Source organism: Staphylococcus equorum (assembly GCF_029531845.1).
GTDB classification, from domain to species: Bacteria; Bacillota; Bacilli; order Staphylococcales; family Staphylococcaceae; genus Staphylococcus; species Staphylococcus equorum_C.
The window spans coordinates 14,390-38,126 of record NZ_JAMBPV010000007.1; the positions used below are offsets into that span (position 1 = coordinate 14,390).

Sequence of the window (23,737 nt, forward strand, 5' to 3'; positions counted from 1 at the left end):
TTTTGTATATTCACTATTTACTCATCGTTTTAATTAAAATCTAAAGTGCCCATATCTTCACGTAATTTATAGACTTTATCTGGCGTAATGTCTTCACCTAAAGGATCAACGACTTTCAAAGTTGAGAATGTGTTAACGACTTGTCCACGAATCATTTGTAAATATTCTTGTCTTAACACATGTTGTTCTTGTTTTTCTTCAATGCTCAATGTTTCAACTTTTTCTTTATTTGCAAGTATATTAATTCTATCTAATAGTGTCATAATTTTTTTCCTCCTGCAATTCATGAGGTGGGAAGTGTGGAATAACATAATTTCCAACCTCTGTTAATATATTTTTATAAGTTCTTTCATTTTCAACTAAATGTAGCATAATATGATTCGTACCTATACGTTCATACGATTTTAATATTTTTATTAAAGTATTTCTACCTAAGCGATAACCACCTTTAATAGGTTTAACCAACTCATCTGGATTAATCGATAAATCGATAACGAGCGGATGCATAAAAGGTTTGAATACATCGTTATGATGCCACTCTTGTAATAATTTCTTTTGTTGTTGGAAATTTTGTGGATAAAACATCCAGCCATCCATATGTTTCTTTAACCAAGTCATATTTTGTTTTGAATAACCAGTAGCAAACATTGGAATATGTTTATGCTTTGGTAGTATTTGTAAACCGGCATCTTCATATAATTCAAATATAGAATTTGAGATTTGTGGAGAATGCGTTGCCCATAAATCGTTTATAGAGGTTATCGTTGTTTGAAATTGCTCAGTTAAATTGTCTGTATTCACTTTAAAAGCGGGAAATTCGAATGATCGATCTCCTGTAGCAACACCTAATAAAAATCGCTCATTTGAAATTAAGTCAAGAGAAGTAGCAGCTTTCGCTATATGAATTGGATGACGTAATGTAGCAACAATACTAGATGTTCCGAGAGCGATTTTTGATGTCTTGGCGCTGAGATAAGTTAAAAATACAAACGGATCGTAGTTTGTCGTTACATTACCTAAATGTGGGCTATAAAGTGGACTGTCCCTTACAAAAAGGCTCGTAAATCCAAGCGTTTCAGCGTATTGTGCTAAATCAACTTGATATTCCAACGACAATGCGATGTGTTCAGAATTATCAAAAGGTAACGTTAAGCCTAACGTCAAATGATCCTGTTGAAAAGTCCGTTTGAAACCATTGTGTTTTTGAATTGTTGTCACGTCTATCCCTCCTAACTTCATTTAACCAACAAGTATCATCTAACTAACACCTGTTGTTTAAATGTATTGTATTACGCCATGAAATATAATGCAAACAACATGTTTAGCGATTTATCGTTTAAACGACATAAAGAGAAATGTGTTGTTTTGAAAATGATACTATTTTCGAAGATAGGGTATAACCTAAGAATATACTATTAAAAAAACTTATAAATTAAGGTGATATATTTTCAATAGTTAATATTATGATTTGATTATTTTTGAAAAAGTCTTTAAATTTAAATAGTATAATATATTTTGATGGAGGGTTATTTATGTTTATAAGAAAAATGATAGGTAGTATAGCTTTTTCTTTGGTAATGTTATCCGCAATTGCACCATTTAGTAGTTCTGCAGCTATGGATACTCAAAATAACGGTACAACGAATCAGCCAACTCAAACGCAACAAAATGATAATACAACTAATACGCAGTCCTCAGAAGTTATGCCAAAGGTCATATTACCTGATGAAGATAGAACACAAATTGAAAATACCACTACAGGCCATTACCAATCAGTAGGGTACATTAATATGGGAGAAAATATAGCGACAGGCGTAGTCATCGACGAAAATACTGTATTAACAAATAAGCATGTTGCTAATCTTTCAAATGGCGATATGACATTTGCACCTGCAGCTAAAAATGAAGGTTCATACCCAAATGGCCAATTTACTGAAAAAGAAGTCCAAGCTTACCCTGGTCAAGAAGATTTAGTACTTGTACATTTCAATACTAACGATAAAGGGCAGTCCGTAGGTGATGTCGTACAACCCGCAACAATCCAAGATGCATCAAGTGTTAGTGAAGGTGATCCTATAACAGTAACAGGTTATCCAGGTGATAAATCGTTAGCTACAATGTGGGAAAGTAAGGGAGAGATATTAACTAATAACGGCACGCAACTTACATATGGTGCGAGTACATTTGGTGGCAACTCCGGTTCTCCAATCTTCAATGGTAATAATGAAGTGGTAGGATTACATTACGGTGGTGTAGAAGGCGAAAGTAATAATGGCGTCGCGTTAACTGGTGATGTATTAGACTTTATAAATGAAAACAAAAAATAGTTTTTGAAAGATATTAAACCTCTAGAGCAAGTAAACATTGCTTTAGAGGCTTTTTGTATAAATTATTTCAGTACTTGACTCATAAACAATGGAAGTGCTTTTTCGATATAGGTGCGCGCAGAAGTATTGCTCGTATGAAACCAATGTTTAGCTGTGCCATATAGTCCCCAAGATAAAAAGCGAGCGCTCGTAGCTAATGCTTCTCTGTCTTCATTTGGATGTTTTTGTACGATTAATGTTAAGAAAATGTCTTCCAATTCTTCCTTTACTCTCTTTTCAACTACTTCACCGTATGCAGCACTATTTAATTTACATTCATTATGTGTTTCTTCAATATAACTTGTAATTGTGATAAACGTTTTGCATAATGTTTCTTCATTAAGTTCAGAAGCAAGGGTCAAGTTGTCATTTAAGTTTTTAAGAATGGTTTCTGACAAGGTATAGTCCATAATGTCATATTTATCATAAAAGTGAGCATAGAATGTAGCACGATTAACAGTTGCGCGTTCGGTTATATCCTTCACTGTAATGGTTTGTAATTTCTTTTCTTTCGCGATGTCACGAAAGGCATCCATCAATAATTTTTTAGTTCTGGTAATTCGTGGATCAACATGTGTTGTCGTCATTGACTTCACACCTCCTTAAATAAGTTACAAATAATAGAATTTATACAAATTATCTGGCTTTAGTTCACGAATGTCAATGTGCTTGATTTGCAGTGATTAAAAAACAAATATAAAACGGCGCGCTTTAACATTAATTACATTATTTCATAATTGGTTTATTACTATGATTTTCAGTTTGAATATTGATTAGTTAATATTGTTACTACCATATTAAAAAGTAGTATGATAGAAATGTGGCAAGATTTCGAATTGAAGGATTAAAATACAGTAACGTTTACGTAGAAGATTCTTGTTATAGCGAATTTTTAAATGAAATTTCAGTATTAGCTATAGTTTTAATTTTGAGATTTGAAATGAGCAACACGTCTGAAATATTTTGATTGGAGTGAAGCATATGGATAAAAAGATCATTATGGATTGTGATCCAGGACATGATGACGCAATTGCTTTAATTTTAGCTGGTGCAAAAAACAGCTTACTTGATGTCTTAGCAGTAACTACAGTGGCAGGGAATCAATCTGTTGAAAAAAACACTAAGAACGCGTTGAATGTGCTCGAAGTTATGGGGAGAGGAGATATCAATGTCTCAGTTGGTGCAACACGCCCGTTAATTAAGCCTGCTTCATTTGCCTCCCAAATTCATGGCAATACTGGTTTGGATGGTCCAAAATTACCTGAAGTGCCATCTCTTAAACCAACACCAGATCATGCTGCTGATGTCATTATTAAAACTTTAAAGCAAAGTAAAGAACCAGTTACTATTGTTGCTACGGGGCCATTAACTAATATAGCAACTGCATTAATTAAAGATCCAAGTATCACACAATATATTGATTCTATAACAATCATGGGAGGCGGCACATTCGGTAATTGGACGCCAAACGCGGAATTCAATATTTGGGTAGATGCTGAAGCGGCTAAACGTGTCTTTGATAGTGGTGTAACAATTAATGTGTTCGGGTTAGATGTCACACACCAAGTATTGGCAACGGATGAAGTGATTAATCGCTTTAAGCGTATCGACAATCAAATTGCTAGATTTGTCGTTGAACTTTTGGAGTTTTTCAAATCAACTTATAAAACACATTTTAATATGGATGGTGGACCAATACATGATGCTTGTACTATCTTGTATTTATTACAGCCAGACCTATTTACGATGCAACATACACACATAGATATTGAACACCAAAGTCCGCTTACATATGGGACAATGGCAGTAGATTTAAATGATATTACACATAAAGAAAAAAATGCTTATTTCGCTACTGCAGTCGATGTAGAAAAAGTATGGAAACTGATGGAAAATATGCTTGGAAGTTATAGTTCTTAAAATAAGTTATAACTACAGAATCGATGTAGTATAATTTAAAATAAGAGTCATGAGAGGAGTCATTGTATAAACAATATATGATGACTTTTTGTTACATCCAACTAAAGTATGAGCCATTTTCAAGCTGTATGATTAGCGTATCAAAACTATAAAAAGTATACTAATATATCATAACTTAAATATATTAAAGGTGATTTGAATAGTGAAAAATACGATAAAAACAATTGTCTTGCTTATTATTATTATAGTTCCGTTAACACTACTCATTATTAACATAGACGACATTCAAGACAGTATGAATAAATATTTTACTGAAGAAAGAAATAACGATGCTGATGAAGATGGTGATAACTCATTTAGCAATTTATTTGATGGAAGCAGAGAAACAGAAACATTTGGTGAATATGAGAGAAGTAATTTTGAGGGCAAACATTATGGTATAGATTATCATTTGCCAGAAGATACGCCTATAAAATCTGCCTCAGATGGTACAGTAACACGTACATTTAATAACGATTTAGGTGGAAAAGTCATACAAATATCGGAAGCAAATGGTCAGTACCATCAGTGGTATATGCATTTAAATGATTTTAAGGTTGAAGTAGGTGACAAAGTGCAAGCGGGTGATGTCATTGCACTTTCCGGTAATACAGGTGAACAAACAACAGGTGCCCATCTCCATTTCCAAAGAATGAATGGTGGCTTAGGTAATACGTATGCGGAAGACCCTAAATCATTTGTAGAAAAGTTACCCGATGGCGAAAAAAGTTTATATAAAAAATAATATAAAGCATTCATCATTATTGATTGAACTTATACAAAAGCAATCACATATAAAAATGAATATATAAGTGAACTAATGCAAAGAGATTATCTCAATTACCAATAAGAATTAAACAGTGAGATGAATGATCAAAGATTGTATCAAGGAAAAACTGTGAAAAGAACAAGAGACTGAAACATAAATACATGTCTCAGTCTCAATTATTATATTGGCAGTGGCTGATTGAATTGAAAATGCACTTATATCAAGCTTTTAAAGAACTACTACTTCATTTATGAAGACAATTAGTTCTTATGCAAGAGCTTCAGCTCTTGTATTCATTTTCTAGTCAGCTTTGCCGGGCCAGGTTCATACGATGAAATCTTGTTAGAAAAATTAGATTTCTGGTCGGCTCCCTTGTATACAGAAGATTAGTCGTTGATGTCATGTATGGAATCGTAAGCTAAATAATTTTGATGTATGGCTTCCCATAAATAGAATGCACCAACAGAGGCACAATGCTCCCAATGTTCTGAACATAAAGAAAGCTGTGCTTTCCGTTGATCTTTAGTTGTATCGTACAACCATTGTGCTGACCTTTGTAGACCAACATCATGTATAGGGACAACATCTGGACGCTGTAATGTAAATAATAGAAAAACTTCGGCAGTCCATTGCCCAATACCTTTCACTTCAGTTAATGTACGAATAACTTCATCGTTAGTTAACTTGTGTAAATTTTCCAAGTCTAGTTTCCCTTGTTGTATATGTGTTACTAAATTATGAATATAATTAATTTTAGATTTAGATAAACCCAAAGATTTCATTTGAGTGTCTTCGATTTCAGAAAGTTTATCAACTGTCCATTCATCATTGATGGTATCAGTTAGCTTTTCAAAAATAGATACGGCCACTTTAACTGTAATTTGTTGCCCTATAATCGATCGAATTAAAGATTTTAATGGGTTAGGACGAATATTGATTTGGAGATTGCCAATTTTTTTAATAAGCAATGCTAATGTTGCATCTTTTTTAATTAATTGTTGAACGCAGTCATCTTGTATATGAATATTCCATGTGGTCATTTCTACTACCACCTTATTTTAACAAGTCTTGAAGTACAACAGCTTGGTTATGTTCTTCATCTTTAGCAGCAAATAATAAAATAATATTTTTTTTAGTATGAGATATGACTTCTTTGAGTTCGTTAAATGCTTCTTGCTGATCCTCATTTTCACGTAATTCTTTTTCATATTTTTCTTTGAAAGCAGCATACAATTTAGGATCATGATCGAACCATTTTCTTAACTCAGATGTAGGCGCAAGTTCTTTTAACCAATAATCTAAATTTGCATCCTCTTTAGACATACCTCTTGGCCAAACTCGGTCTACAAGTATACGTACGCCATCTTTTTGTTCTTTATCATAAATTCTTTGAATGTGAATAGACATAGCATTCATCCTTTCTATAAATAAATATCTCTACAATACTTAATTACCTATAATGAATATAGAAAAACATAGCCATTTTAATTATAGAAGAAAAAGAAAGGGTATATAGATACAAAGAGAAAAATAGGAGTGAGTTTAATGACAAATTTCGATAATGTGCAACCACCTCAACAATTCAAATATCGAGATAACGATGTATGTATAAAAAACTATTATGAATTTACATGCGATAATCGTATTTATTTTACTGAAAAATTCCACAAAGATTTAGAGAATCATTTATACAAATTCAACATTGAAATTTTATCTGCAATTGATGATTATGGCCTAGCAATGGATTTTAATGAAGTTGATAAGTTATATAAAAAAGAAATCGAACCTTATTTAGATGGTAAATTAGTGAACGAAACGTTGCCAGATATGAATACAACTGCGGAAAATATCGCTTTTTGGATTTGGGAACAATTCGATCGCTTATTACCAGAAAATAATAAGCTTCAAAAACTAGAATTTTTTGAAACTGAAACACAAGGCCTTGTAATAACTTCTGAATTAATGGAAAAATAAACGTTATTATGGAAGAAAATAAAAAATTATAAGACTCAAATTAAATATATAATCAATAGTCGATAGATTACTTAAACGTTATCTGTCGGCTTTTATTCGCGACTTTTATGGGCTATTTTTTTAAAAAGTTAATTACTAATTAATATTCTGAAAATTAAAATAATATGATATATTAGTAATTATTACAACTTAGGAGGAACTGCTATGATGAAAATCAGTCCGAAACAATTTATTAATAATGTATTATCAGGTGTAGCAATAGCAATTGTTGCAGGTCTGATTCCAAATGCAATTTTAGGTGAACTATTTAAAGTTCTTTCACCGAAGTATCCAATATTCGAAACAATGTTACAAGTTGTAGAAAGTATACAATTTACAGTGCCACTTCTTGTCGGAGCTTTGATTGCAATGCGCTTCAATCTAACGCCATTGGCTACAGCAGTAGTTGCCAGTTCGGCATTTGTTGGTAGTGGCGTTGCACAATTCAAAGATGGTATATGGATGCTTGTAGGCGTTGGGGATTTAATTAATACAATGATTACTGCAGCAATTGCAGTGTTTTTTATATTAGTAGTAGGAGAACGTTTTGGTAGCTTAACGCTAATTATTTTACCAACAATTGTTGGAGGATTAGCCGCTTTTATAGGCGTTCTTATACTGCCATACATACAAATGATTACTACAGGTATAGGTAATCTAGTAAATTCATTTACAGAATTACAACCTATATTAATGTCTATGCTTATTGCACTTGCATTCAGTTTTATAATTATTTCACCTATATCTACAGTGGCTACAGCGTTAGCTATAGGTATAAGTGGCCTAGCAGCTGGTTCTGCTTCGCTTGGTATTGTAGCGTGTGAAGGTGTTCTTGTTGCAGGAACAATTAAAATGAATAGAGCAGGCGTGCCGATTACGATTTTTCTAGGCGGCGTTAAAATGATGATACCGAATATGGTAAGACATCCTATTATTTTACTACCGATTTTTACAAACGCACTTATCACAGGATTTGTAGGTGGACTTATTGGTATAGAGGGTACAAAAGAATCTGCTGGATTTGGTATTATTGGACTTGTAGGACCAATTAGTGCTTTTAAATTTATGGAAGACTCGATATTAATGAATTTATTATTTGTATTTATCGCATTCTTTGTAGTTCCATTTATTATGGGTTACTTAATTAATATTTTCTATATGAAGGTATTAAAACTATATGATAGTAATATTTATAAATTCTTAGCATAAAATGTTGTAGGTTTTAAATGTAAAATACGTAAAGATTTGTCATAAGTAGTATTCAAATGGATTTTTAAAAATATATTTAGATGATCTAAAAGGCCACATAACAGTGGTCTTTTTTTTATTTCGACAAAATATATTGCGAATTTCACACTAAAGTATAATTTTTATGTTGAATTTTTATTTTACAGTTTGGTAACAGAAGAGGATTTGTAATATTTCAGACTATATAAAAAATTAGTATAAAAATTGATATAAAGCGCAATATAATAACATTCAGAGGTATATGAAAAGTATATTTTATTTGTTTTGAGCGTTACAAAACAAAACGATTATATTTCAATGTTACAAAGAAAGGGTCTATCTGTAATGTTTTGTTATCATAGTGTAATATAATTAATCGAAATTTATGGTATATTATTTGTGGCGAAAAAATAAAACATAAAAATTAATTGCTTGAAGCACATAGGATAATTTAATTAACGAAAATATAATTTTACTTAAAAAGATTTAAATGGAGGATTTTTTAATTATGAAGAAGACAATTTTAGCATCATCATTAGCAGTAGCATTAGGTGTAACAGGATACGCAGCAACAGCAGACCACAATCAAGCTCACGCTTCAGAAGAAAATATCGACAAAGCGCATTTAGCTGAATTAGCACAAAGTGGTGCTGCAGAATTAAATGAAAAACCATTACACGCTGGTGCGTACAACTATGATTTCGTATTAGGCGGTTATGAATATACTTTCACTTCAGACGGTCAAACTTGGTCATGGGAATATGATGTAGCAGGTGCTCAAACTGCATCTTCTAACGTAACTACAAATACAACACAAGATGTTAGCACACAAGCAACTACTAACACTAACGAAAAATCAGCAAGCGAAGTAAGTACACAACAACAATCAAGTAATGTTGACGTTAAACCAGTTGCAGCTCCTAAAGCTTCAACTACACAAACAAGTGCGACAACTAAAACTTACGAAGCTGCAAAATCTTCAGCTGCTTCAACTGGTGGATCAGTTAAAGCTCAATTCTTAGCTGCTGGTGGTACAGAAGCTATGTGGAATACTATCGTATTACCTGAATCAAGTGGTAATCCAAATGCTGTTAACCCATTAGGTTACAGAGGTTTAGGCCAAACTAAAGAAGCTTGGGGTACTGGTTCAGTAGCTACACAAACACAAGGTATGATTAACTATGCTGAACAACGTTATGGTTCAATTGATGAAGCACTTTCATTCCGTTCTCAAAATAACTGGTGGTAGGATTCAAATCACTAAATCATAAAATTTAGTGATATAGATTAGAGAGTGACTCACAAGAGTCACTCTCTTTTTTAGATGCCTCAAAGTTTATTGACAAGGGCGAATATTCTGATAAAATTAAAGGTAATTAAATAATTAAAAACTTATCCAGAGAAGTTGAGGGATTTGGCCCTATGAGACTTCAGCAGCAGACTTATGTCGTAAGTACTGTGCTACTTCCAACAAGTGACATGACTTGATAGATAGGTGACATGTGAAAACTATATGCCACTTCATTGGGTATATAGTTTTTTATATAGGAGGACTTTTAATGTCAATTTCAGATAGATTAGCGCAAATTCCCGATAGTTATTTTGGAAAAACGATGGGGCAAAAGGTTGAACATGGCCCATTACCATTAATCAATATGGCAGTTGGTATTCCTGATGGAGAAACGCCAAAGGGTATTATTGATTGCTTTGCTGAAGCGATACGTCTTCCTGAGAATCAGAAGTATGTAGCGTTTCATGGTAAAGATAGTTTGAAACAAGCAATTGTAGATTTTTATGAAAGACAGTACCAAGTAGAATTAGATAAAGAAGATGAAGTTTGTATTCTATATGGAACGAAGAATGGTTTAGTGGGCCTACCAACATGTATTGTTAATCCTGGAGAGAATGTCTTGTTACCAGATCCAGGTTATACGGATTATTTGGCGGGAGTGATGTTGGCTGATGCGCAGCCAGAGCGACTTGTACTTAAACCACCACATTATTTACCTGAATGGAATAAAGTAGATAAAGATGTGCTGTCCAATACACGTCTAGTTTATTTAACATATCCTAATAATCCAACTGGTTCAGTAGCTACAAAGTCTGTATTTGATGAAGCTGTCGCAAAATTTAAAAATACGAAAACTAAAATTGTTCATGATTTTGCATATAGTGCATTTGGTTTTGATGGTAAGAACCCGAGTATGCTGCAATCTGAAGGCGCGAAAGAATTGGGAGTAGAAATTTTTTCATTATCTAAAGGCTATAATATGTCAGGGTTCCGAGTGGGTTTTGCAGTAGGGAATAAAGACATAATACAAGCCTTAAAGAAATACCAATCCCATACACACGCTGGCATGTTCGGTGCGTTACAAGATGCAGCTACTTATGCATTGAATCATTATGATGATTTTTTAGAAGAACAAAATGAAACATTTAAAAGACGTAGAAATCAATTTGAAGCAAAACTAAAAGAAGTGGATATACCTTTTGAACCAATGAAGGGTGGCATTTTTTTATGGTTGAAAACACCACCTGAATACGATGGTGAAGCGTTTGTTGACTATTTATTGAAACAACAATCTATTCTTGTTGCACCGGGTATACCTTTTGGTGAACACGGACGGAACTATGTACGTATTTCATTGGCGCTTGATGATCAAGTATTAATGGAAGCGGCAGAGCGTATTCAATCGCTTAAACCCCTTTATCAATAATAAAATAGGAGTGAATTTAAATGACAAGAATCAAACTTTTTGGCGTGCGTGAAGAAGATATTCCATACATAGAAGCATGGGCAACAAAAAACAAAGTAGAGGTTGATTTAGATGAAGATTTACTTACTTTAGATACAGTCGATCGTGTAGAAGGATTTGATGGTTTATCTTTATCACAGCAAATTCCATTAGATGAAGCAGTATACAAAAAATTACATGATTTTGGCATTAAACAAATTGCACAACGAAGTGCAGGTTTTGATAGTTATGATTTAGATTTAGCTCGAAAATATAATTTGATTATTTCAAATGTACCTTCATATTCGCCACATTCAATTGCAGAATATACGGTGTCTCAAGCACTCAATTTAATTCGCAATTATAATGATATCCAACAAAAAACAGCAACTTATGATTTTAGATGGCAACCAGGAATATTATCACGTTCTATCAGAGATTTAAAAGTCGCCGTAATCGGTACGGGACGCATTGGTTCTATTGTAGGTAAAATTTTTGCTCAAGGGTTTGATGCTGAAGTTGTGGCATATGATATTGAACAGAATGAAACATGCCAAACATATTTAACTTATAAAGAGAGTGTGACTGAAGCTGTGAAAGATGCAGATATTGTCACTGTTCATATTCCAGCTACTAATGAAAATGATTATTTATTTGATGAAGATTTATTCAAAGCATTTAAGAAGGGCGCTGTGTTTATCAACTGTGCACGTGGCACGATTGTAAAGACAAGTGCACTTATAGAAGCGTTGGATAATGGAACGTTAAAAGGTGCAGCGCTTGATACTTATGAGGGTGAGAAAGGATTGTTCCCTAGTGATCAAAGAGGTACTGAACTTAAAGATGATATTTTAACTCAATTAATTGAACGACAAGATGTTATTGTGTCTCCTCATATTGCATTTTATACAGATGCAGCAGTTGAAAATTTAATTGTGGATGCACTAGATGCAACATTAGAAGTATTAAACACGGGTGATACAGGGCTTCGTGTCAATAATTTATAAAGTGGTTTTAACGCAATATTAAAATGAATAGGAATAAAAAAGTGGGCGCATCAGAGATGAGGCGTCCACTATATTTGCGATCTATTTATTTATTTTACATCATAACCTTGGTCTTCGATTGCTTCTTTCATATGAGACATTTCGACTTTGTTGTCATCATAATCTACTTTAACGTTATTTTCTTCAAGGCTAACATTTGCTGTGGTAACACCATCAAGGTTAGTAAGTGCTGACTCTACTGCTTGTTTACAGTGATCACAACTCATGCCTTCTACTTTAATTGTTTCTGCAGTCATACAAATCACCTCCTTAAAATAATGAATATCTCTCTTATGATTATTTCAAAAATGGATTATAATCTCATGCGTTTAAGTCTCAGTGCGTTAGTAACGACACTTACAGAGCTTAACGCCATTGCAGCACCTGCAACCCATGGTGCAAGTAATCCTAAGGCTGCGATTGGTATACCAGCCACATTGTAACCAAAGGCCCAGAATAAGTTTTGACGTATATTACGTATCGTAGCTTTACTGGCTTTCATGGCTTTTGGAATTAATAATAAGTCGCCACCAAGTATTGTAACGTCAGCAGCTTCTATGGCAACTTCTGTACCTGTACCAATTGCAATACCAATGTCTGCTTGTACAAGTGCTGGCGCATCATTGACACCATCACCAACCATGGCTACCGTCTTGCCTTGGTCTTGTAGCTCCACAATTTTCGAGGCTTTTTCTTCAGGTAGTACTTCAGCGATGATGGTATCGATGCTTACCTGTTTTGCAATAGCTTGTGCGGTACGTTCGTTATCTCCAGTGAGCATTACGACTTCAATATTTAAATCATGAAGTTGCTGAATTGCTTCACTTGTTGAAGGTTTAACAGTATCTGCAACAGCGATCGTTCCCTTTAATTCGTTATCTATGGCAATCATCATGGCTGTTTTTCCATCTTGCTCAAAGCGTGATAATTGTGTTTCTGCACTATTTATTGCAATTTCTTGTTCTGTCATAAATTTGCGATTACCAACGTCTAATGATTTACCATCAATTATCGCTTTTATACCGTGGCCAGGTATTGCTTCGAAATGTTCTACTTCTAAAAAGGGTATATCACTCTTTTTAGCGTAATTCACAATAGATTCAGCTAAAGGATGTTCAGACCCTTTTTCTGCACTTGCGAGTAGTTGTAACACTTCATCATCACCATCGAAATCAGTGACTACGGGTTTACCATTTGTAATTGTCCCTGTCTTATCTAATACAACAGTATTGACTTGGTGTGTACGTTCAATATGTTCGCCACCTTTAAAAAGAATACCGGTCTCCGCAGCTTTTCCAGTACCTACCATAATAGAAGTAGGCGTAGCTAACCCAAGTGCACAAGGACAGGCTATTACGAGTACTGCGATTGCAGCAACTAATGCAGGTTCGAATTGTCCTGTTTGTACGAGTGTAATCCATACAATAAATGTGAGTAAAGCAATGCCAACTACAATCGGCACAAAATAGCCAGAAATAATGTCAGCAAGACGTTGAATAGGTGCTTTAGATCCTTGTGCTTCTTCTACAACTTTAATAATTGAAGCGAGCGCTGTATCTTTGCCAACTTTAGTTGCTTCTACGGTAATAGACCCATTTTTATTCATTGTGGAACCGATGACATTATCATTTTGAACTTTCTCAATGGGTATAGATTCACCAGTTAACATAGATTCATCTATAGAAGTGGTTCCTTTGATGACTTTACCGTCTACAGGTATTTTCTCACCAGGTTTAATGATAAGGTAATCACCTTGTACAACCTCACTTAATGGAATCATTAACTCTTCTTGATGACGTAACACACGTGCTTCTTTTGCTTGAAGGTTGAGCAATTCACTTAAAGCATTTGTAGTTTGTGTTTTTGCGCGCGTTTCTAAATATTTTCCGAAGAGAATCAATGTAATTAGCACTGCACTCGTTTCAAAATATAGATGCGGTGTATAATTTATAAGGCTTAGCCATTTTATCAATTCATATAAACTATAGAAGTATGCGGCACTTGTACCTAAGGCGACAAGTACATCCATGTTGGCAGAGCCATTGCGTAAATTCTTATAGGCACCTACGTAAAATTGCCAACCGATTATAAATTGAACGGGTGTTGCTAATGCAAATTGAAACCACGGATTCATAAAAATATGCGGAATTTGCATACCGAAAAGGTGCACAAACATTGTTAGTAATAAGGGTGCTGCTAAAATCGCTGAAATAATAAGTTTAATACGTTTGAGCTTTAACTCTTGCTCTTTTTGTGAGCTTTTTTCACTAGCTGCTTGTTTCGGCTTCGCATCATAACCTATTTTTTGAATTTTTTTAATCAAATCATCAATAGAAGTTATTTCTGGGTTGTATGCAATTGTTGCATTTTCAGTAGTTAAATTGACATTAGCATGTTCAACGCCAGCGTCACGGTTTAATACTTTTTCAATCCTATTCGAACATGCGGCACAAGTCATGCCGATAACATCGAGTTCTGCTTTTTCGGTTAAGACGCCATAACCTGTTTTTTCAATCGATTGTGCAAGGTCATCTATTGTTGTTGATTCAGGATTATAAGTCACCGTGGCTTTTTCTGTTGTAACGTTCACAGTTGCTTCTACATCATCTATTTTATTTAAGTTTTTTTCTATTCGATTTGCACATGCGGCACAAGTCATACCGGTGATGCCTAAAGTTGTTTTTTTCTTCTCAGCCATGAAGAGAACCTCCTTCCATATATGTAATTAAATATTAGTGACAAAGTGTTTGTTTAACGTTCTATATTTTTAATATACCCCCGTTAGGTATAAAAGTCAATTTTTGTGTTTGAAAAAAGAGATTGAAGTAAGGGCTTAGTTTTTTAAACTTACCGATACTTCAATCTCAGAGATGAATATTTTATAAAAGATGTTGTTTGTTTACTTTGCTTAATTCAGAGACAATTTTACGACTGTCTTTATTGAGGTGTTGTACATAAATTGTATTTTTTTTCTTGTGATAGTTTTCTATTAAGGTATCAATCGCATTAACTGCGGAATCATCCCATAAATGAGCTTGACTAAAGTCTAAGTAAATTGTCTTATTACGCAATTCTAAATCAAGTTGATTCATCATAGAATCTATAGAGACAAAGAAAATTTGACCTTTGATTTTGTAGTGAATTGAATCATCGACTTCTTCGTAATCTACATTAACATTTGAAATTTTTGTAGCAAAACAAAGGGCACTTACAATGACACCAACGAGAACACCTAATGCAAGGTTACTCGTGAATAGCACAATAGCTACAGTGAGCACCATGACCAATGCATCAGTACGGGGCGCCTTTTTCATAAATTGGAATGAACGCCAATCAAACGTTCCTACAGATACCATAATCATGATACCAGCTAATATAGGCATAGGAATTTGAACGACCCAATCGCCAAACACGATAATTAAAATAATCAAAAATACACCAGCTGTAAAAGTAGAAAGACGTGTCGTTGCACCAGATCGAACGTTAATTACGGATTGTCCAATCATAGCACAGCCACCCATTGCGCCAAAGAAACCTGTAATTAAGTTGGCAATACCTTGTCCACGAGATTCTCTATTTTTACTACTATACGTATCAGTTGCTTGGTCTACGATACGAGCTGTCAATAAACTTTCTACAAGTCCTACAACAGCCATAGATAAAGAATAAGGGAAAATAATTTGTAATGTTTCTAAGTTAAATGGCACGTCTGGAATGAAAAATTGTGGCAATGAACGTGTGATTTGTCCTAAATCACCAACAGTTTCGACTTTTGCGCCAGTCATTAAATAGACAGTAGTAAGTAAAACAATTGCGATAAGTGGTGCGGGAATTTTATTAAATACGCGTGGCAATAAGTAAATAATTAGTAGTGTAGCAATAACAAATAAATATGTAGGTATCGATATACCAAATATATGTTTAATTTGTGTCATAAAAATGAGAATAGCTAAAGCATTAACGAAACCAATCATGACAGAGTTTGGGATAAACTTCATTAAACGTCCTACTTTTAAAATGCTAAAAATAATTTGAATAATACCCATTAAAATTGTCGCTGCCAGTAAATATTGAACGTCATGATCTTTTACTAATGGCACAATGACTAAGGCAACAGAACCTGTAGCTGCTGAAATCATTGCTGGTCTACCACCAACAAAAGAAATAACAACTGCTATAATAAATGAAGAATATAGACCTACCATAGGATCTACACCAGCGATGATAGAGAATGAGAGGGCTTCAGGAATGAGCGCAAGCGCCACAAGGATACCAGCTAGGATATTGGTTCCCGGAGCAGTGAGCCATTCTCGTTTAAGTTTATTTAACATCTTCTTGTACTCCTTATTTAAAATTCAATCAGACTATTATATCATATGACAAAAGTGTAGATTTAAAAATTAGAACTAAATAAATTACATATAAGTGACAAAGTTGTCATTTTAAAATAGCTTTTTGTTAGTTATAACAAACGAAAAGAAAAAATTAATTAGCTATGATAGTTATATAGAGAAAAAGATGATGAGGAGTGAACAAATATGTCGATATTAAAAGTAGAAGGACTAACAAAAAAGTATGGTAATAGACATCAGCAACAAGAAGTATTAAAAGGGATTGATTTTTCAATTGAAAAAGGGGAATTTGTTACCATAATGGGGCCTTCAGGTTCTGGTAAAACGACACTTTTAAACGTCCTAAGTTCGATTGATTATATAACGAGTGGCACAGTTGAAATTAACGGTAATAAAATAAATAACATGAGCAACAAAGCGTTAGCAGATTTTCGTAAAAAAGAGATTGGTTTTATTTTTCAAAACTATAGTGTATTACACACATTAACGGTAAAAGAAAATATCATGCTTCCTTTATCGATTCAAAAAATGTCTAAAGCAGAAAAAGAAAATAATTATAATGAAGTAACAAAAGCGCTAGGCATTCATGAACTAGGTCATAAATATCCGAGTGAAATTTCTGGAGGCCAACAACAGCGTACTGCTGCAGCACGTGCTTCAGTGCATAAACCTGCTATTATTTTTGCTGATGAACCTACTGGTGCATTAGATTCAAAGAGTGCACAAGATCTTCTAAATAGGCTTGAAGATTTGAATGAAAGTATAGATGCAACGATTGTAATGGTGACACATGATCCAGTCGCAGCAAGTTATTCCAATCGTGTCATCATGTTGAAAGATGGTAGTGTCCATTCGGAAATATACCAAGGTGATGACTCGAATCAAGCATTTTATAAAAATATCATTCATATGCAAACTGCCTTGGGTGGTGTAGCAAATGAGTTTTAATCAAATCATAATTAAGAACTTCCGACAAAACATACGGCATTACGCGATGTATATATTTTCATTAATTGTCAGTATTGTATTATATTTTAGTTTTGTTACATTAAAGTATACAGAGAGTATAAACAATGTAAATTCAATGTCGATTATTAGAAAGGGCTCTGAAGTAGGCTCATATTTCTTATTTGCAATCATACTCATATTTCTAATGTACGCGAATCAATTATTTATAAAACGACGTACACGCGAGTTTGCCTTATATCAATTGATAGGTTTAACTAGAAAAAATATTTTGCGTATATTATTAATTGAACAAGCGGCAATGTTTTTGATAACAGGATTGATTGGCATAGTCATTGGCGTCTTTGGTTCGAAGATACTTCTAATGATTGTGCTCAAGGTATTAAGTATAGACACGAGTGTTTCATTAACATTCCAATTTCCAGCTGTTACTCAAACCTTTTTATTAATTATCGTGTCTTTCCTCTTGATTATGGCACAAAGTTTTATCTTTTTACGTAAGCGTAGTATATTATCAATGATGAATGATAGTACAAAATCTGAAGTAACTCAATCTAAAATGACAGTTATTGAAGTTATCTCAGGTATCTTAGGCATAGCCATGATTGCTTTTGGTTATTACATGTCTACTGAACTGTTTGGCAAATTCGCTGAGCAATTAATGTTTGCACCCTTCGCCATTCTATTTTTAACTATTATAGGTGCATATCTGTTCTTTAGAAGTTCAGTGTCGCTAATTTTTAAAACATTGAAAAATTCAAAAAATGGTAACGTTTCTATAACTGATGTTGTATTTACATCTTCTATTATGCACAGAATGAAGAAAAATGCATTGTCGCTCACAATAATAGCGACAATATCTGCTGTTACTGTAACCGTGCTATGTTTTGGCGCAATTAGTAAGTCAACAATTGATGATACGGTAAAGCAATCCTCACCACAAGATTTTAATTTCTTGGAAAATAAGCAAGCACAACAATTTGAAGGTGAGTTAAAACAAAAAGATATAGGTTATACCAAAGTATACAAAGAAGTTACTGAATTAAAGGTAACTAAAGAGAATTTTTATGATTATAGTAGTAATTTTGGTAAGACTGATAAAATGTTTGTAACAAGTAATAAGTATTTTAATGACAAAGATATTACGGATCATAAAGCGAAAATGATGAACATGGCTTCATCCGCAAGTATAATGAAATTCAATTTAAATACAAAAATTCAATTTGACACTAAACCGGCTCAAACATTTCAAGTGATTGATGCTAAAAAAGAAGTGGATTTTCAAAACGATGTCAGCTTTGCTTCACCTGTATTACTCATAAGTGAACAGCAATATAATCAATTGAAACCACAGGGCGATGAAACACGTGCCCAATATGGTTACGATTTAAAAAATCAAAATAATTGGAAAGAAGCTAATAAAATCGCCCATTCAGTTCATCCTGATATCTATCCTCAAAAATTAGTACGTCAAGAATTGAATGACTCTGCAGGTATTTTACTATTTGTTACATCATTCTTAGGATTAGCATTTTTAGTAGCATCAGGCTGCATTATATATATTAAACAAATGGATGAAACAGAAGATGAGATACCCAATTTCCGTATATTACGCAAAATTGGATACACACATAGTGATATGCTTAAGGGATTAGGACTTAAAGTAATGTTTAATTTTGGGCTGCCACTTGCTGTCTCATTATTACATGCATATTTTGCCGCTAAGGCATTTATGTTGATGCTCAGTACAACAAATATGTTACCTGTCTATATTGTTATGGGTGCATATTCAATAGTTTATTGCATATTTGCAATGATGTCATTTATTCATTCAAGTAGAATCATTAAACATTCTATCTAAATCCAATTAATGAATTAATAATTTTAAAGGTAAGTCAACACACTATAGCGGCACTGTTATAGTGTGTTGTTAATGCATTTATTTTGTATTGTCCAAAACTAATTAAAAATTCAAAATGTTTGCATGTGCTCTGAAGTGGTATCTAGCAAGTAACAAGCGTAAAAATGGAGGTATACAAATGAACTTAACTGAATTTCATAAACAAATTAAAGGTTATACACAAGATAGACAGCCAGGAATTGAAAAAGATATGAATCCACAGCCACTTTCAGAAATGAAAGATTATAAAAGTGGTGGAAAATTGAAAGGGAAAGTTGCTTTGATTACCGGAGGAGATTCAGGTATTGGGCGTTCAGTGGCAACACTATATGCTAAAGAAGGCGCAGACGTTGCGATTGGATATTATGATGAACATGAAGATGCAGAAGCAGTAGTAAATCGTTTGGAATCTTTAGGCGTAAAAGCAAAAGCCTATGCACATGATTTGAAAGATGTGGCATCATCACAAGATTTAATTGAAAAAGTCGTAAATGATTTTGGTGGACTCAATATATTAGTTAATAATGGTGGCGTTCAATTTCCTAAAGACAACTTTGAAGATATCACACCAGAACAAGTAAAAGAAACATTCGAAACGAATATTTTTGGAATGATGTTTTTATCTCAAGCCGCAGTGCCACATTTAAGTGATGGTGATGCGATTGTTAATACCACGAGCGTGACAGCTTATAGAGGTTCGGGGCATCTTATAGATTACTCAGCAACAAAAGGCGCGATTGTTGCATTCACACGTTCATTAGCAACTACGTTGATTGGAAAAGGGATTCGTGTCAATGCAGTGGCACCCGGACCAATTTATACACCGTTAATTCCAGCAACATTCACAGAAGACAAAGTTGAAAACCAAGGTTCTGATACACCAATGGAACGTAGAGGACAACCAGCTGAACTGGCACCATCTTATGTATTTTTAGCAACGTACGCAGATAGTTCGTATATTACTGGACAAGTCATCCATGTCAATGGCGGAGATTATATGACATCATAATTTTATAGATGAATATTAAGAAAAGTAAAACAGCGAGATTCCTATTGAAAAGAGACTCGCTGTTTTTGTCTGTCGTTAAAAATGAATCGAAGTTGTTGAATAATTAACAATTTAAATCTTCCATGTTTACTTCAACATTGCACTTTTTAGCAACATCAATGTCATGTGTTGCGATAATGATAATTTTGTTGTCATTTAAACATGCTAATAACTTATCTAGAATTTTTTCTCCATTATTTCTATCTAATGAACCTGTTGGTTCATCGGCTAGTATAATATTAGGATTTTTTAACAATAATCTGATTAAAGCGATGCGTTGTTGCTCTCCACCGCTTAATGTTGATATTTTACTTTTTAAATCAACATTTACATTTAATTCTTTTAATAATACATTTTTACGTTTTCGTTTTTCTGCTTTCGAATGTTTTTGGAATGCTAGTCCAATATCTAAATTTTCATCAACTGATAAATTGTCTATTAATCCATAGTTTTGAAATAGATAACCTAATTGTGTTTTATAGAAATGGTTATCAGCAATTAATTTTTTGCCATTAAGGTATATATCACCTGAATCTATTTTTTCAAATCCAGCAATACTATTTAATAATGTAGATTTACCTGATCCGCTATACCCCATTAAGGCATACGACTTACCATTTTCAAATAAGTAATTTAAATCTTTAAATATAGTATTTTCTTCTTTTGTAATCGTTAATCCATGTATTTTTATCATTATCATCACCTTATATTTTTGGGGAGTTCTTGTTTCTCAATATAGTGTATTTCTTTCACATATTTACCTTTATGAATGATTTCTACAAATTTTTTACTTGGATCATAACCACCGAACGTTAATTTATAGTTCAATTTTTCCCCATTTTTGGAATAAGCTGTGACATCATTATATTGCTGTGTGTTTTGTTTAACTATGGCATATGATTTTTCTTCTTGTAGAAAAGGATTAAATCTATCAAAGGCATCATTTGTTAAAAATATAGTAACAGCAAGTAATATGATAACAGTAATAACGATAGTTAATTTTTTACTCATTATTCTAGCTCCTTTAAGTTAATTAAGTTGTTTTTTTCTAACTTATTTATATATATACTTTGTATTAATATTTGAATAATTATAATAAAGATAAATAAAAGGAGGATTGCACTATTCTTCATAACTGTTATAGATATAACACCAACTAAAATGACTAAACCATTACTCAATAGTAAGTATTCACTATTATTTTTAATTAAATTGAAACAATGTATTTTTCTTATCATTAAAAATTTCATGTTCTTTTCAAAGTATTGTTGGATATCAAAAATTATTGTTAAAACCAATGTGATAAAAGATAAAAATATTGAAATAGATACAATAAGGATTTTAATATTAAGTTCTTTAAAATCCTTTAATACGATGTCTTTATAATTTGTAACGCCACTTACAACATCTTCTAATCCATATTCCTTCAAATATTTATTGGTATTTTCATAATTCTTAAACAAGTAACTACCTTGTGTGACTGATGAATAATAAAAGTTATCTCCTAGATCTGTTGTATCTATTAATACAACTAGAGGATTTTTACTAAGGTTATTTTTTAAAATAGATCTGGTATCAAAAGTATATATTTCAAAGTTATCATTTGTTTGTTTCATGTTAATTTCTTTAATTTGATTATCATTATCCTGTTGAAAGTTAATCCAATCTTTGAAATCTTTTTTAATTTCTTGTTTAAAGTTATATGCTTTAGGTGGTAATAATAAGTCTATTGTATTTTTAGAATCGGAAAGTTCAAATTGTTTTTTAAATGCACTATTATAGAAATCTACGAAATTGCTATTCAAAAAAATAACATTACCATTTTCAGGAGTATAATTCGTAGGTGGGGATGATATAAATTATTGTGTCTAATAAGTAATGATTCACGTTTTGCTTCAGTATTTGAGAGTAACTTATGAAATTTTTGGGATATATCACTTTCTTCTGAATTAGTGTACTTAAGTGGTGCAACTTCAATGACGTGATAATCATCTAACTTTGTCCAGTACTTTTCAGTTTCTTTAATCTTTTTCAATTCATGATATGAACTTAAATTTTGTACTAACAAAATTCCTAATACAAATAGAATAATTATATTGAACGATACAGTTATCATTCGTAATAGTGTATAGGGTTTTTTGCCTTTGATAATTAGTGGTATATCTGTTTTTATAAACAGTGTATAAGAGCAAAGTGAAATTAGAAAAAGTACGCTGAATAAAATGATTATGCCAAAGAAAACACGTACTATAAAAATAGAGGCATTGTCTGAAATGTCCGATGCTAGTGACAAAATTATTATAAAAATTAAAAAGAAACCTAATAGGGAAGTATAATATAAACATTTTTTACTCATATCTTCAGACATTATTTTTGAAATTGAATAACCATGTAATTTTTTAATACCATATTCTTTAAATTTTATATTGGCTATTTGTAAAAAATAAAAAACATAAAGTATTAATATTGAAATCATAGGGAATAGAAGCCCTTTATCATTTATGACAGATAAAAATAAGACGAATTTATTTAAACTAAGCATTTCTGATTCTACGCCTTTTTCCCGTAGTAGCTGTTTAATCTTACGGGGCTCAAATGAATCTCCCATTACAAAATAATTCCCTCGGACATCTTTACTAAGAAGGGTGTCGTAGTTGATATATTTATACCTAATATGATTCTGGAATTTTGGTTTTTCTTCGTTAAATGAGTATATATATTTATCTGTATTTTGGTTCGTATTTGAGATAGATTTATAGATTGTTATATTTTCTTTTTGGGAAATCGATTCAATTGTTTCATAAATTTCTTTCTTATTGTGACTATAATTCCAAGCAGAAATGTTTAATATGGTATCACTACCAGGTAATAATTCTTGCTCTTCTCTTAATGTGAAAACTAGGACTAATATAGTAATGATGCAAAGCGTTATGATATCTAAGGTCAATTTTATTATTTTCATACAGTACCTCATCAATTAAGGAAATGAATACAATTTGTATTCATTTCCATGCTATTATTAGTAAACATTGTAATATGTTCTATTTACGAAGAACGGTTTTGGGGCAGATGCTCTAGCTTGGATACCTGCTCTCGTTTTTCCGCTGTAGGATTTATATTTACCCACTGCTGTAGAGCCATGTGCTTTATAATTATTACTGTAGTATGACCAAACATATTTGCTTCCTACTCCGTAATTCCAAATTCCACCTTGTGCGTATATAGTTGCTGCGTTTGCTATTGTTCCAGAGCCTAATACTATTGCTAAATACAATAAAATACTTATAATAGTCTTTTTTATTTACATAGCCTCCTTTTGTATGAATTTATAATATTATACGACTTTTATCGAAATG

24 protein-coding genes and 1 riboswitch are annotated in these 23,737 nt (G+C 32.7%); of the genes, 11 read left to right on the forward strand and 13 right to left on the reverse strand.

What is annotated here, in order from left to right:
• Positions 1-29 precede the first annotated feature (29 nt).
• Positions 30-263: a DUF896 domain-containing protein gene (locus M4L39_RS09535; RefSeq protein ID WP_277581797.1), complete on the reverse strand. Its 234-nt coding sequence runs from the start codon at positions 261-263 to the stop codon at positions 30-32.
• A complete protein-coding gene (locus M4L39_RS09540; protein ID WP_277581798.1) occupies positions 247-1,218 on the reverse strand; it encodes an LLM class oxidoreductase in 972 nt (323 codons plus the stop codon). Before M4L39_RS09540 ends, M4L39_RS09535 begins: the two co-directional genes overlap by 17 nt.
• A 314-nt stretch (positions 1,219-1,532) precedes the next feature.
• Between M4L39_RS09540 and M4L39_RS09545 the strand changes: the two genes are divergently transcribed.
• Positions 1,533-2,327 (forward strand): trypsin-like serine peptidase, encoded by a 795-nt coding sequence (locus M4L39_RS09545; RefSeq protein WP_277581799.1) that lies wholly within the window; start codon positions 1,533-1,535, stop codon positions 2,325-2,327.
• A 62-nt stretch (positions 2,328-2,389) separates the two neighbouring features.
• Here M4L39_RS09545 and M4L39_RS09550 read toward each other — a convergent pair whose 3' ends face one another.
• Positions 2,390-2,953 (reverse strand): TetR/AcrR family transcriptional regulator, encoded by a 564-nt coding sequence (locus M4L39_RS09550; protein WP_277581800.1) that lies wholly within the window; start codon positions 2,951-2,953, stop codon positions 2,390-2,392.
• A gap of 394 nt (positions 2,954-3,347) precedes the next feature.
• Between M4L39_RS09550 and M4L39_RS09555 the strand changes: the two genes are divergently transcribed.
• On the forward strand, positions 3,348-4,286 hold the full coding sequence (locus tag M4L39_RS09555) for a nucleoside hydrolase (RefSeq protein ID WP_277581801.1): 939 nt from the start codon (positions 3,348-3,350) through the stop codon (positions 4,284-4,286).
• Between the two features lie 202 nt (positions 4,287-4,488).
• The gene (locus M4L39_RS09560) at positions 4,489-5,070 is read left to right on the forward strand and encodes a M23 family metallopeptidase (RefSeq protein WP_277581802.1); all 582 of its coding nucleotides are present in this window, start codon (positions 4,489-4,491) and stop codon (positions 5,068-5,070) included.
• A 410-nt stretch (positions 5,071-5,480) separates the two neighbouring features.
• Here the strand turns inward: M4L39_RS09560 and M4L39_RS09565 are convergent, their stop codons facing one another.
• Together M4L39_RS09565 and M4L39_RS09570 are read right to left on the reverse strand one after the other, a co-directional pair.
• Positions 5,481-6,134, reverse strand: a complete 654-nt coding sequence (locus M4L39_RS09565; RefSeq protein WP_277581803.1) for a DNA-3-methyladenine glycosylase family protein — start codon at positions 6,132-6,134, stop codon at positions 5,481-5,483.
• A 13-nt stretch (positions 6,135-6,147) separates the two neighbouring features.
• Complete coding sequence (locus tag M4L39_RS09570; RefSeq protein WP_277581804.1) at positions 6,148-6,501, reverse strand: DUF488 domain-containing protein; 354 nt, start codon at positions 6,499-6,501, stop codon at positions 6,148-6,150.
• 138 nt (positions 6,502-6,639) lie between these two features.
• On the opposite strand from M4L39_RS09570, the gene M4L39_RS09575 reads away from it, so the two are divergent.
• The 5 genes from M4L39_RS09575 (at position 6,640) to M4L39_RS09595 (ending at position 12,076) form a co-directional block, all read left to right on the forward strand.
• Positions 6,640-7,068: a 6-pyruvoyl trahydropterin synthase family protein gene (locus M4L39_RS09575; RefSeq protein WP_277581805.1), complete on the forward strand. Its 429-nt coding sequence runs from the start codon at positions 6,640-6,642 to the stop codon at positions 7,066-7,068.
• 204 nt (positions 7,069-7,272) lie between these two features.
• A complete protein-coding gene (locus M4L39_RS09580; RefSeq protein WP_277581806.1) occupies positions 7,273-8,316 on the forward strand; it encodes a PTS transporter subunit IIC in 1,044 nt (347 codons plus the stop codon).
• A 526-nt stretch (positions 8,317-8,842) separates the two neighbouring features.
• Positions 8,843-9,583, forward strand: coding sequence for a transglycosylase (locus M4L39_RS09585; protein WP_277581807.1), 741 nt, complete (start codon positions 8,843-8,845; stop codon positions 9,581-9,583).
• Positions 9,584-9,723: 140 nt separating this feature from the next.
• A riboswitch (SAM riboswitch) is annotated at positions 9,724-9,832 on the forward strand.
• Positions 9,833-9,893: 61 nt separating this feature from the next.
• Positions 9,894-11,051: an aminotransferase class I/II-fold pyridoxal phosphate-dependent enzyme gene (locus M4L39_RS09590; protein ID WP_277581808.1), complete on the forward strand. Its 1,158-nt coding sequence runs from the start codon at positions 9,894-9,896 to the stop codon at positions 11,049-11,051.
• Between the two features lie 20 nt (positions 11,052-11,071).
• Positions 11,072-12,076 (forward strand): D-lactate dehydrogenase, encoded by a 1,005-nt coding sequence (locus tag M4L39_RS09595; protein WP_277581809.1) that lies wholly within the window; start codon positions 11,072-11,074, stop codon positions 12,074-12,076.
• Positions 12,077-12,165: 89 nt separating this feature from the next.
• Here the strand turns inward: M4L39_RS09595 and copZ are convergent, their stop codons facing one another.
• The 3 genes from copZ to M4L39_RS09610 all read right to left on the reverse strand — a co-directional run bounded on the left by copZ (position 12,166) and on the right by M4L39_RS09610 (position 16,446).
• Positions 12,166-12,372 carry a copper chaperone CopZ gene (copZ, locus tag M4L39_RS09600; protein WP_277581810.1) on the reverse strand — a complete coding sequence of 69 codons (207 nt, stop codon included), beginning with the start codon at positions 12,370-12,372 and terminating at the stop codon, positions 12,166-12,168.
• Positions 12,373-12,428: 56 nt separating this feature from the next.
• Positions 12,429-14,813 carry a heavy metal translocating P-type ATPase gene (locus tag M4L39_RS09605; RefSeq protein WP_277581811.1) on the reverse strand — a complete coding sequence of 795 codons (2,385 nt, stop codon included), beginning with the start codon at positions 14,811-14,813 and terminating at the stop codon, positions 12,429-12,431.
• A gap of 181 nt (positions 14,814-14,994) precedes the next feature.
• Positions 14,995-16,446 carry a SulP family inorganic anion transporter gene (locus M4L39_RS09610; RefSeq protein WP_277581812.1) on the reverse strand — a complete coding sequence of 484 codons (1,452 nt, stop codon included), beginning with the start codon at positions 16,444-16,446 and terminating at the stop codon, positions 14,995-14,997.
• Positions 16,447-16,653: 207 nt separating this feature from the next.
• Here M4L39_RS09610 and M4L39_RS09615 point away from each other — a divergent pair, with 207 nt between their 5' ends.
• The 3 genes from M4L39_RS09615 to M4L39_RS09625 all read left to right on the forward strand — a co-directional run bounded on the left by M4L39_RS09615 (position 16,654) and on the right by M4L39_RS09625 (position 20,342).
• Positions 16,654-17,415, forward strand: coding sequence for an ABC transporter ATP-binding protein (locus M4L39_RS09615; RefSeq protein ID WP_277581813.1), 762 nt, complete (start codon positions 16,654-16,656; stop codon positions 17,413-17,415).
• Positions 17,405-19,294, forward strand: coding sequence for an ABC transporter permease (locus M4L39_RS09620; protein WP_277581814.1), 1,890 nt, complete (start codon positions 17,405-17,407; stop codon positions 19,292-19,294). The genes M4L39_RS09615 and M4L39_RS09620 overlap by 11 nt, the downstream gene beginning before the upstream one ends.
• A gap of 178 nt (positions 19,295-19,472) precedes the next feature.
• Positions 19,473-20,342 (forward strand): SDR family oxidoreductase, encoded by an 870-nt coding sequence (locus tag M4L39_RS09625; protein ID WP_021339749.1) that lies wholly within the window; start codon positions 19,473-19,475, stop codon positions 20,340-20,342.
• A 103-nt stretch (positions 20,343-20,445) separates the two neighbouring features.
• On the opposite strand, the gene M4L39_RS09630 is transcribed toward M4L39_RS09625, so the two are convergent.
• From M4L39_RS09630 to M4L39_RS09650, 5 genes are read right to left on the reverse strand one after another with little or no spacing between them, the layout of a single operon-like run.
• A complete protein-coding gene (locus tag M4L39_RS09630; RefSeq protein ID WP_277581815.1) occupies positions 20,446-21,075 on the reverse strand; it encodes an ATP-binding cassette domain-containing protein in 630 nt (209 codons plus the stop codon).
• 5 nt (positions 21,076-21,080) lie between these two features.
• Positions 21,081-21,392 (reverse strand): YxeA family protein, encoded by a 312-nt coding sequence (locus M4L39_RS09635; RefSeq protein WP_277581816.1) that lies wholly within the window; start codon positions 21,390-21,392, stop codon positions 21,081-21,083.
• Positions 21,392-22,186 carry a DUF1430 domain-containing protein gene (locus tag M4L39_RS09640; protein WP_277581817.1) on the reverse strand — a complete coding sequence of 265 codons (795 nt, stop codon included), beginning with the start codon at positions 22,184-22,186 and terminating at the stop codon, positions 21,392-21,394. Before M4L39_RS09640 ends, M4L39_RS09635 begins: the two co-directional genes overlap by 1 nt.
• A complete protein-coding gene (locus tag M4L39_RS09645) occupies positions 22,183-23,343 on the reverse strand; it encodes a hypothetical protein (RefSeq protein WP_277581818.1) in 1,161 nt (386 codons plus the stop codon). The genes M4L39_RS09640 and M4L39_RS09645 overlap by 4 nt, the downstream gene beginning before the upstream one ends.
• 57 nt (positions 23,344-23,400) lie before the next feature.
• Entirely contained in the window at positions 23,401-23,682 is a 282-nt protein-coding gene (locus tag M4L39_RS09650) for a lactococcin 972 family bacteriocin (RefSeq protein ID WP_277581895.1), read from the reverse strand.
• Positions 23,683-23,737 lie beyond the last annotated feature (55 nt).

Excerpts from the sequence above, each read along its gene's own strand:
- M4L39_RS09535 (WP_277581797.1), bottom strand. The coding sequence starts at position 263 with ATGACACTATTAGATAGAATTAATATACTTGCAAATAAAGAAAAAGTT.
- M4L39_RS09545 (WP_277581799.1), top strand. The coding sequence starts at position 1,533 with ATGTTTATAAGAAAAATGATAGGTAGTATAGCTTTTTCTTTGGTAATG.
- M4L39_RS09550 (WP_277581800.1), bottom strand. The coding sequence starts at position 2,953 with ATGACGACAACACATGTTGATCCACGAATTACCAGAACTAAAAAATTA.
- M4L39_RS09555 (WP_277581801.1), top strand. The coding sequence starts at position 3,348 with ATGGATAAAAAGATCATTATGGATTGTGATCCAGGACATGATGACGCA.
- M4L39_RS09565 (WP_277581803.1), bottom strand. The coding sequence starts at position 6,134 with ATGACCACATGGAATATTCATATACAAGATGACTGCGTTCAACAATTA.
- M4L39_RS09570 (WP_277581804.1), bottom strand. The coding sequence starts at position 6,501 with ATGTCTATTCACATTCAAAGAATTTATGATAAAGAACAAAAAGATGGC.
- M4L39_RS09575 (WP_277581805.1), top strand. The coding sequence starts at position 6,640 with ATGACAAATTTCGATAATGTGCAACCACCTCAACAATTCAAATATCGA.
- M4L39_RS09580 (WP_277581806.1), top strand. The coding sequence starts at position 7,273 with ATGATGAAAATCAGTCCGAAACAATTTATTAATAATGTATTATCAGGT.
- M4L39_RS09585 (WP_277581807.1), top strand. The coding sequence starts at position 8,843 with ATGAAGAAGACAATTTTAGCATCATCATTAGCAGTAGCATTAGGTGTA.
- M4L39_RS09590 (WP_277581808.1), top strand. The coding sequence starts at position 9,894 with ATGTCAATTTCAGATAGATTAGCGCAAATTCCCGATAGTTATTTTGGA.
- M4L39_RS09595 (WP_277581809.1), top strand. The coding sequence starts at position 11,072 with ATGACAAGAATCAAACTTTTTGGCGTGCGTGAAGAAGATATTCCATAC.
- copZ (WP_277581810.1), bottom strand. The coding sequence starts at position 12,372 with ATGACTGCAGAAACAATTAAAGTAGAAGGCATGAGTTGTGATCACTGT.
- M4L39_RS09605 (WP_277581811.1), bottom strand. The coding sequence starts at position 14,813 with ATGGCTGAGAAGAAAAAAACAACTTTAGGCATCACCGGTATGACTTGT.
- M4L39_RS09610 (WP_277581812.1), bottom strand. The coding sequence starts at position 16,446 with ATGTTAAATAAACTTAAACGAGAATGGCTCACTGCTCCGGGAACCAAT.
- M4L39_RS09615 (WP_277581813.1), top strand. The coding sequence starts at position 16,654 with ATGTCGATATTAAAAGTAGAAGGACTAACAAAAAAGTATGGTAATAGA.
- M4L39_RS09620 (WP_277581814.1), top strand. The coding sequence starts at position 17,405 with ATGAGTTTTAATCAAATCATAATTAAGAACTTCCGACAAAACATACGG.
- M4L39_RS09625 (WP_021339749.1), top strand. The coding sequence starts at position 19,473 with ATGAACTTAACTGAATTTCATAAACAAATTAAAGGTTATACACAAGAT.
- M4L39_RS09630 (WP_277581815.1), bottom strand. The coding sequence starts at position 21,075 with ATGATAAAAATACATGGATTAACGATTACAAAAGAAGAAAATACTATA.
- M4L39_RS09635 (WP_277581816.1), bottom strand. The coding sequence starts at position 21,392 with ATGAGTAAAAAATTAACTATCGTTATTACTGTTATCATATTACTTGCT.
- M4L39_RS09645 (WP_277581818.1), bottom strand. The coding sequence starts at position 23,343 with ATGAAAATAATAAAATTGACCTTAGATATCATAACGCTTTGCATCATT.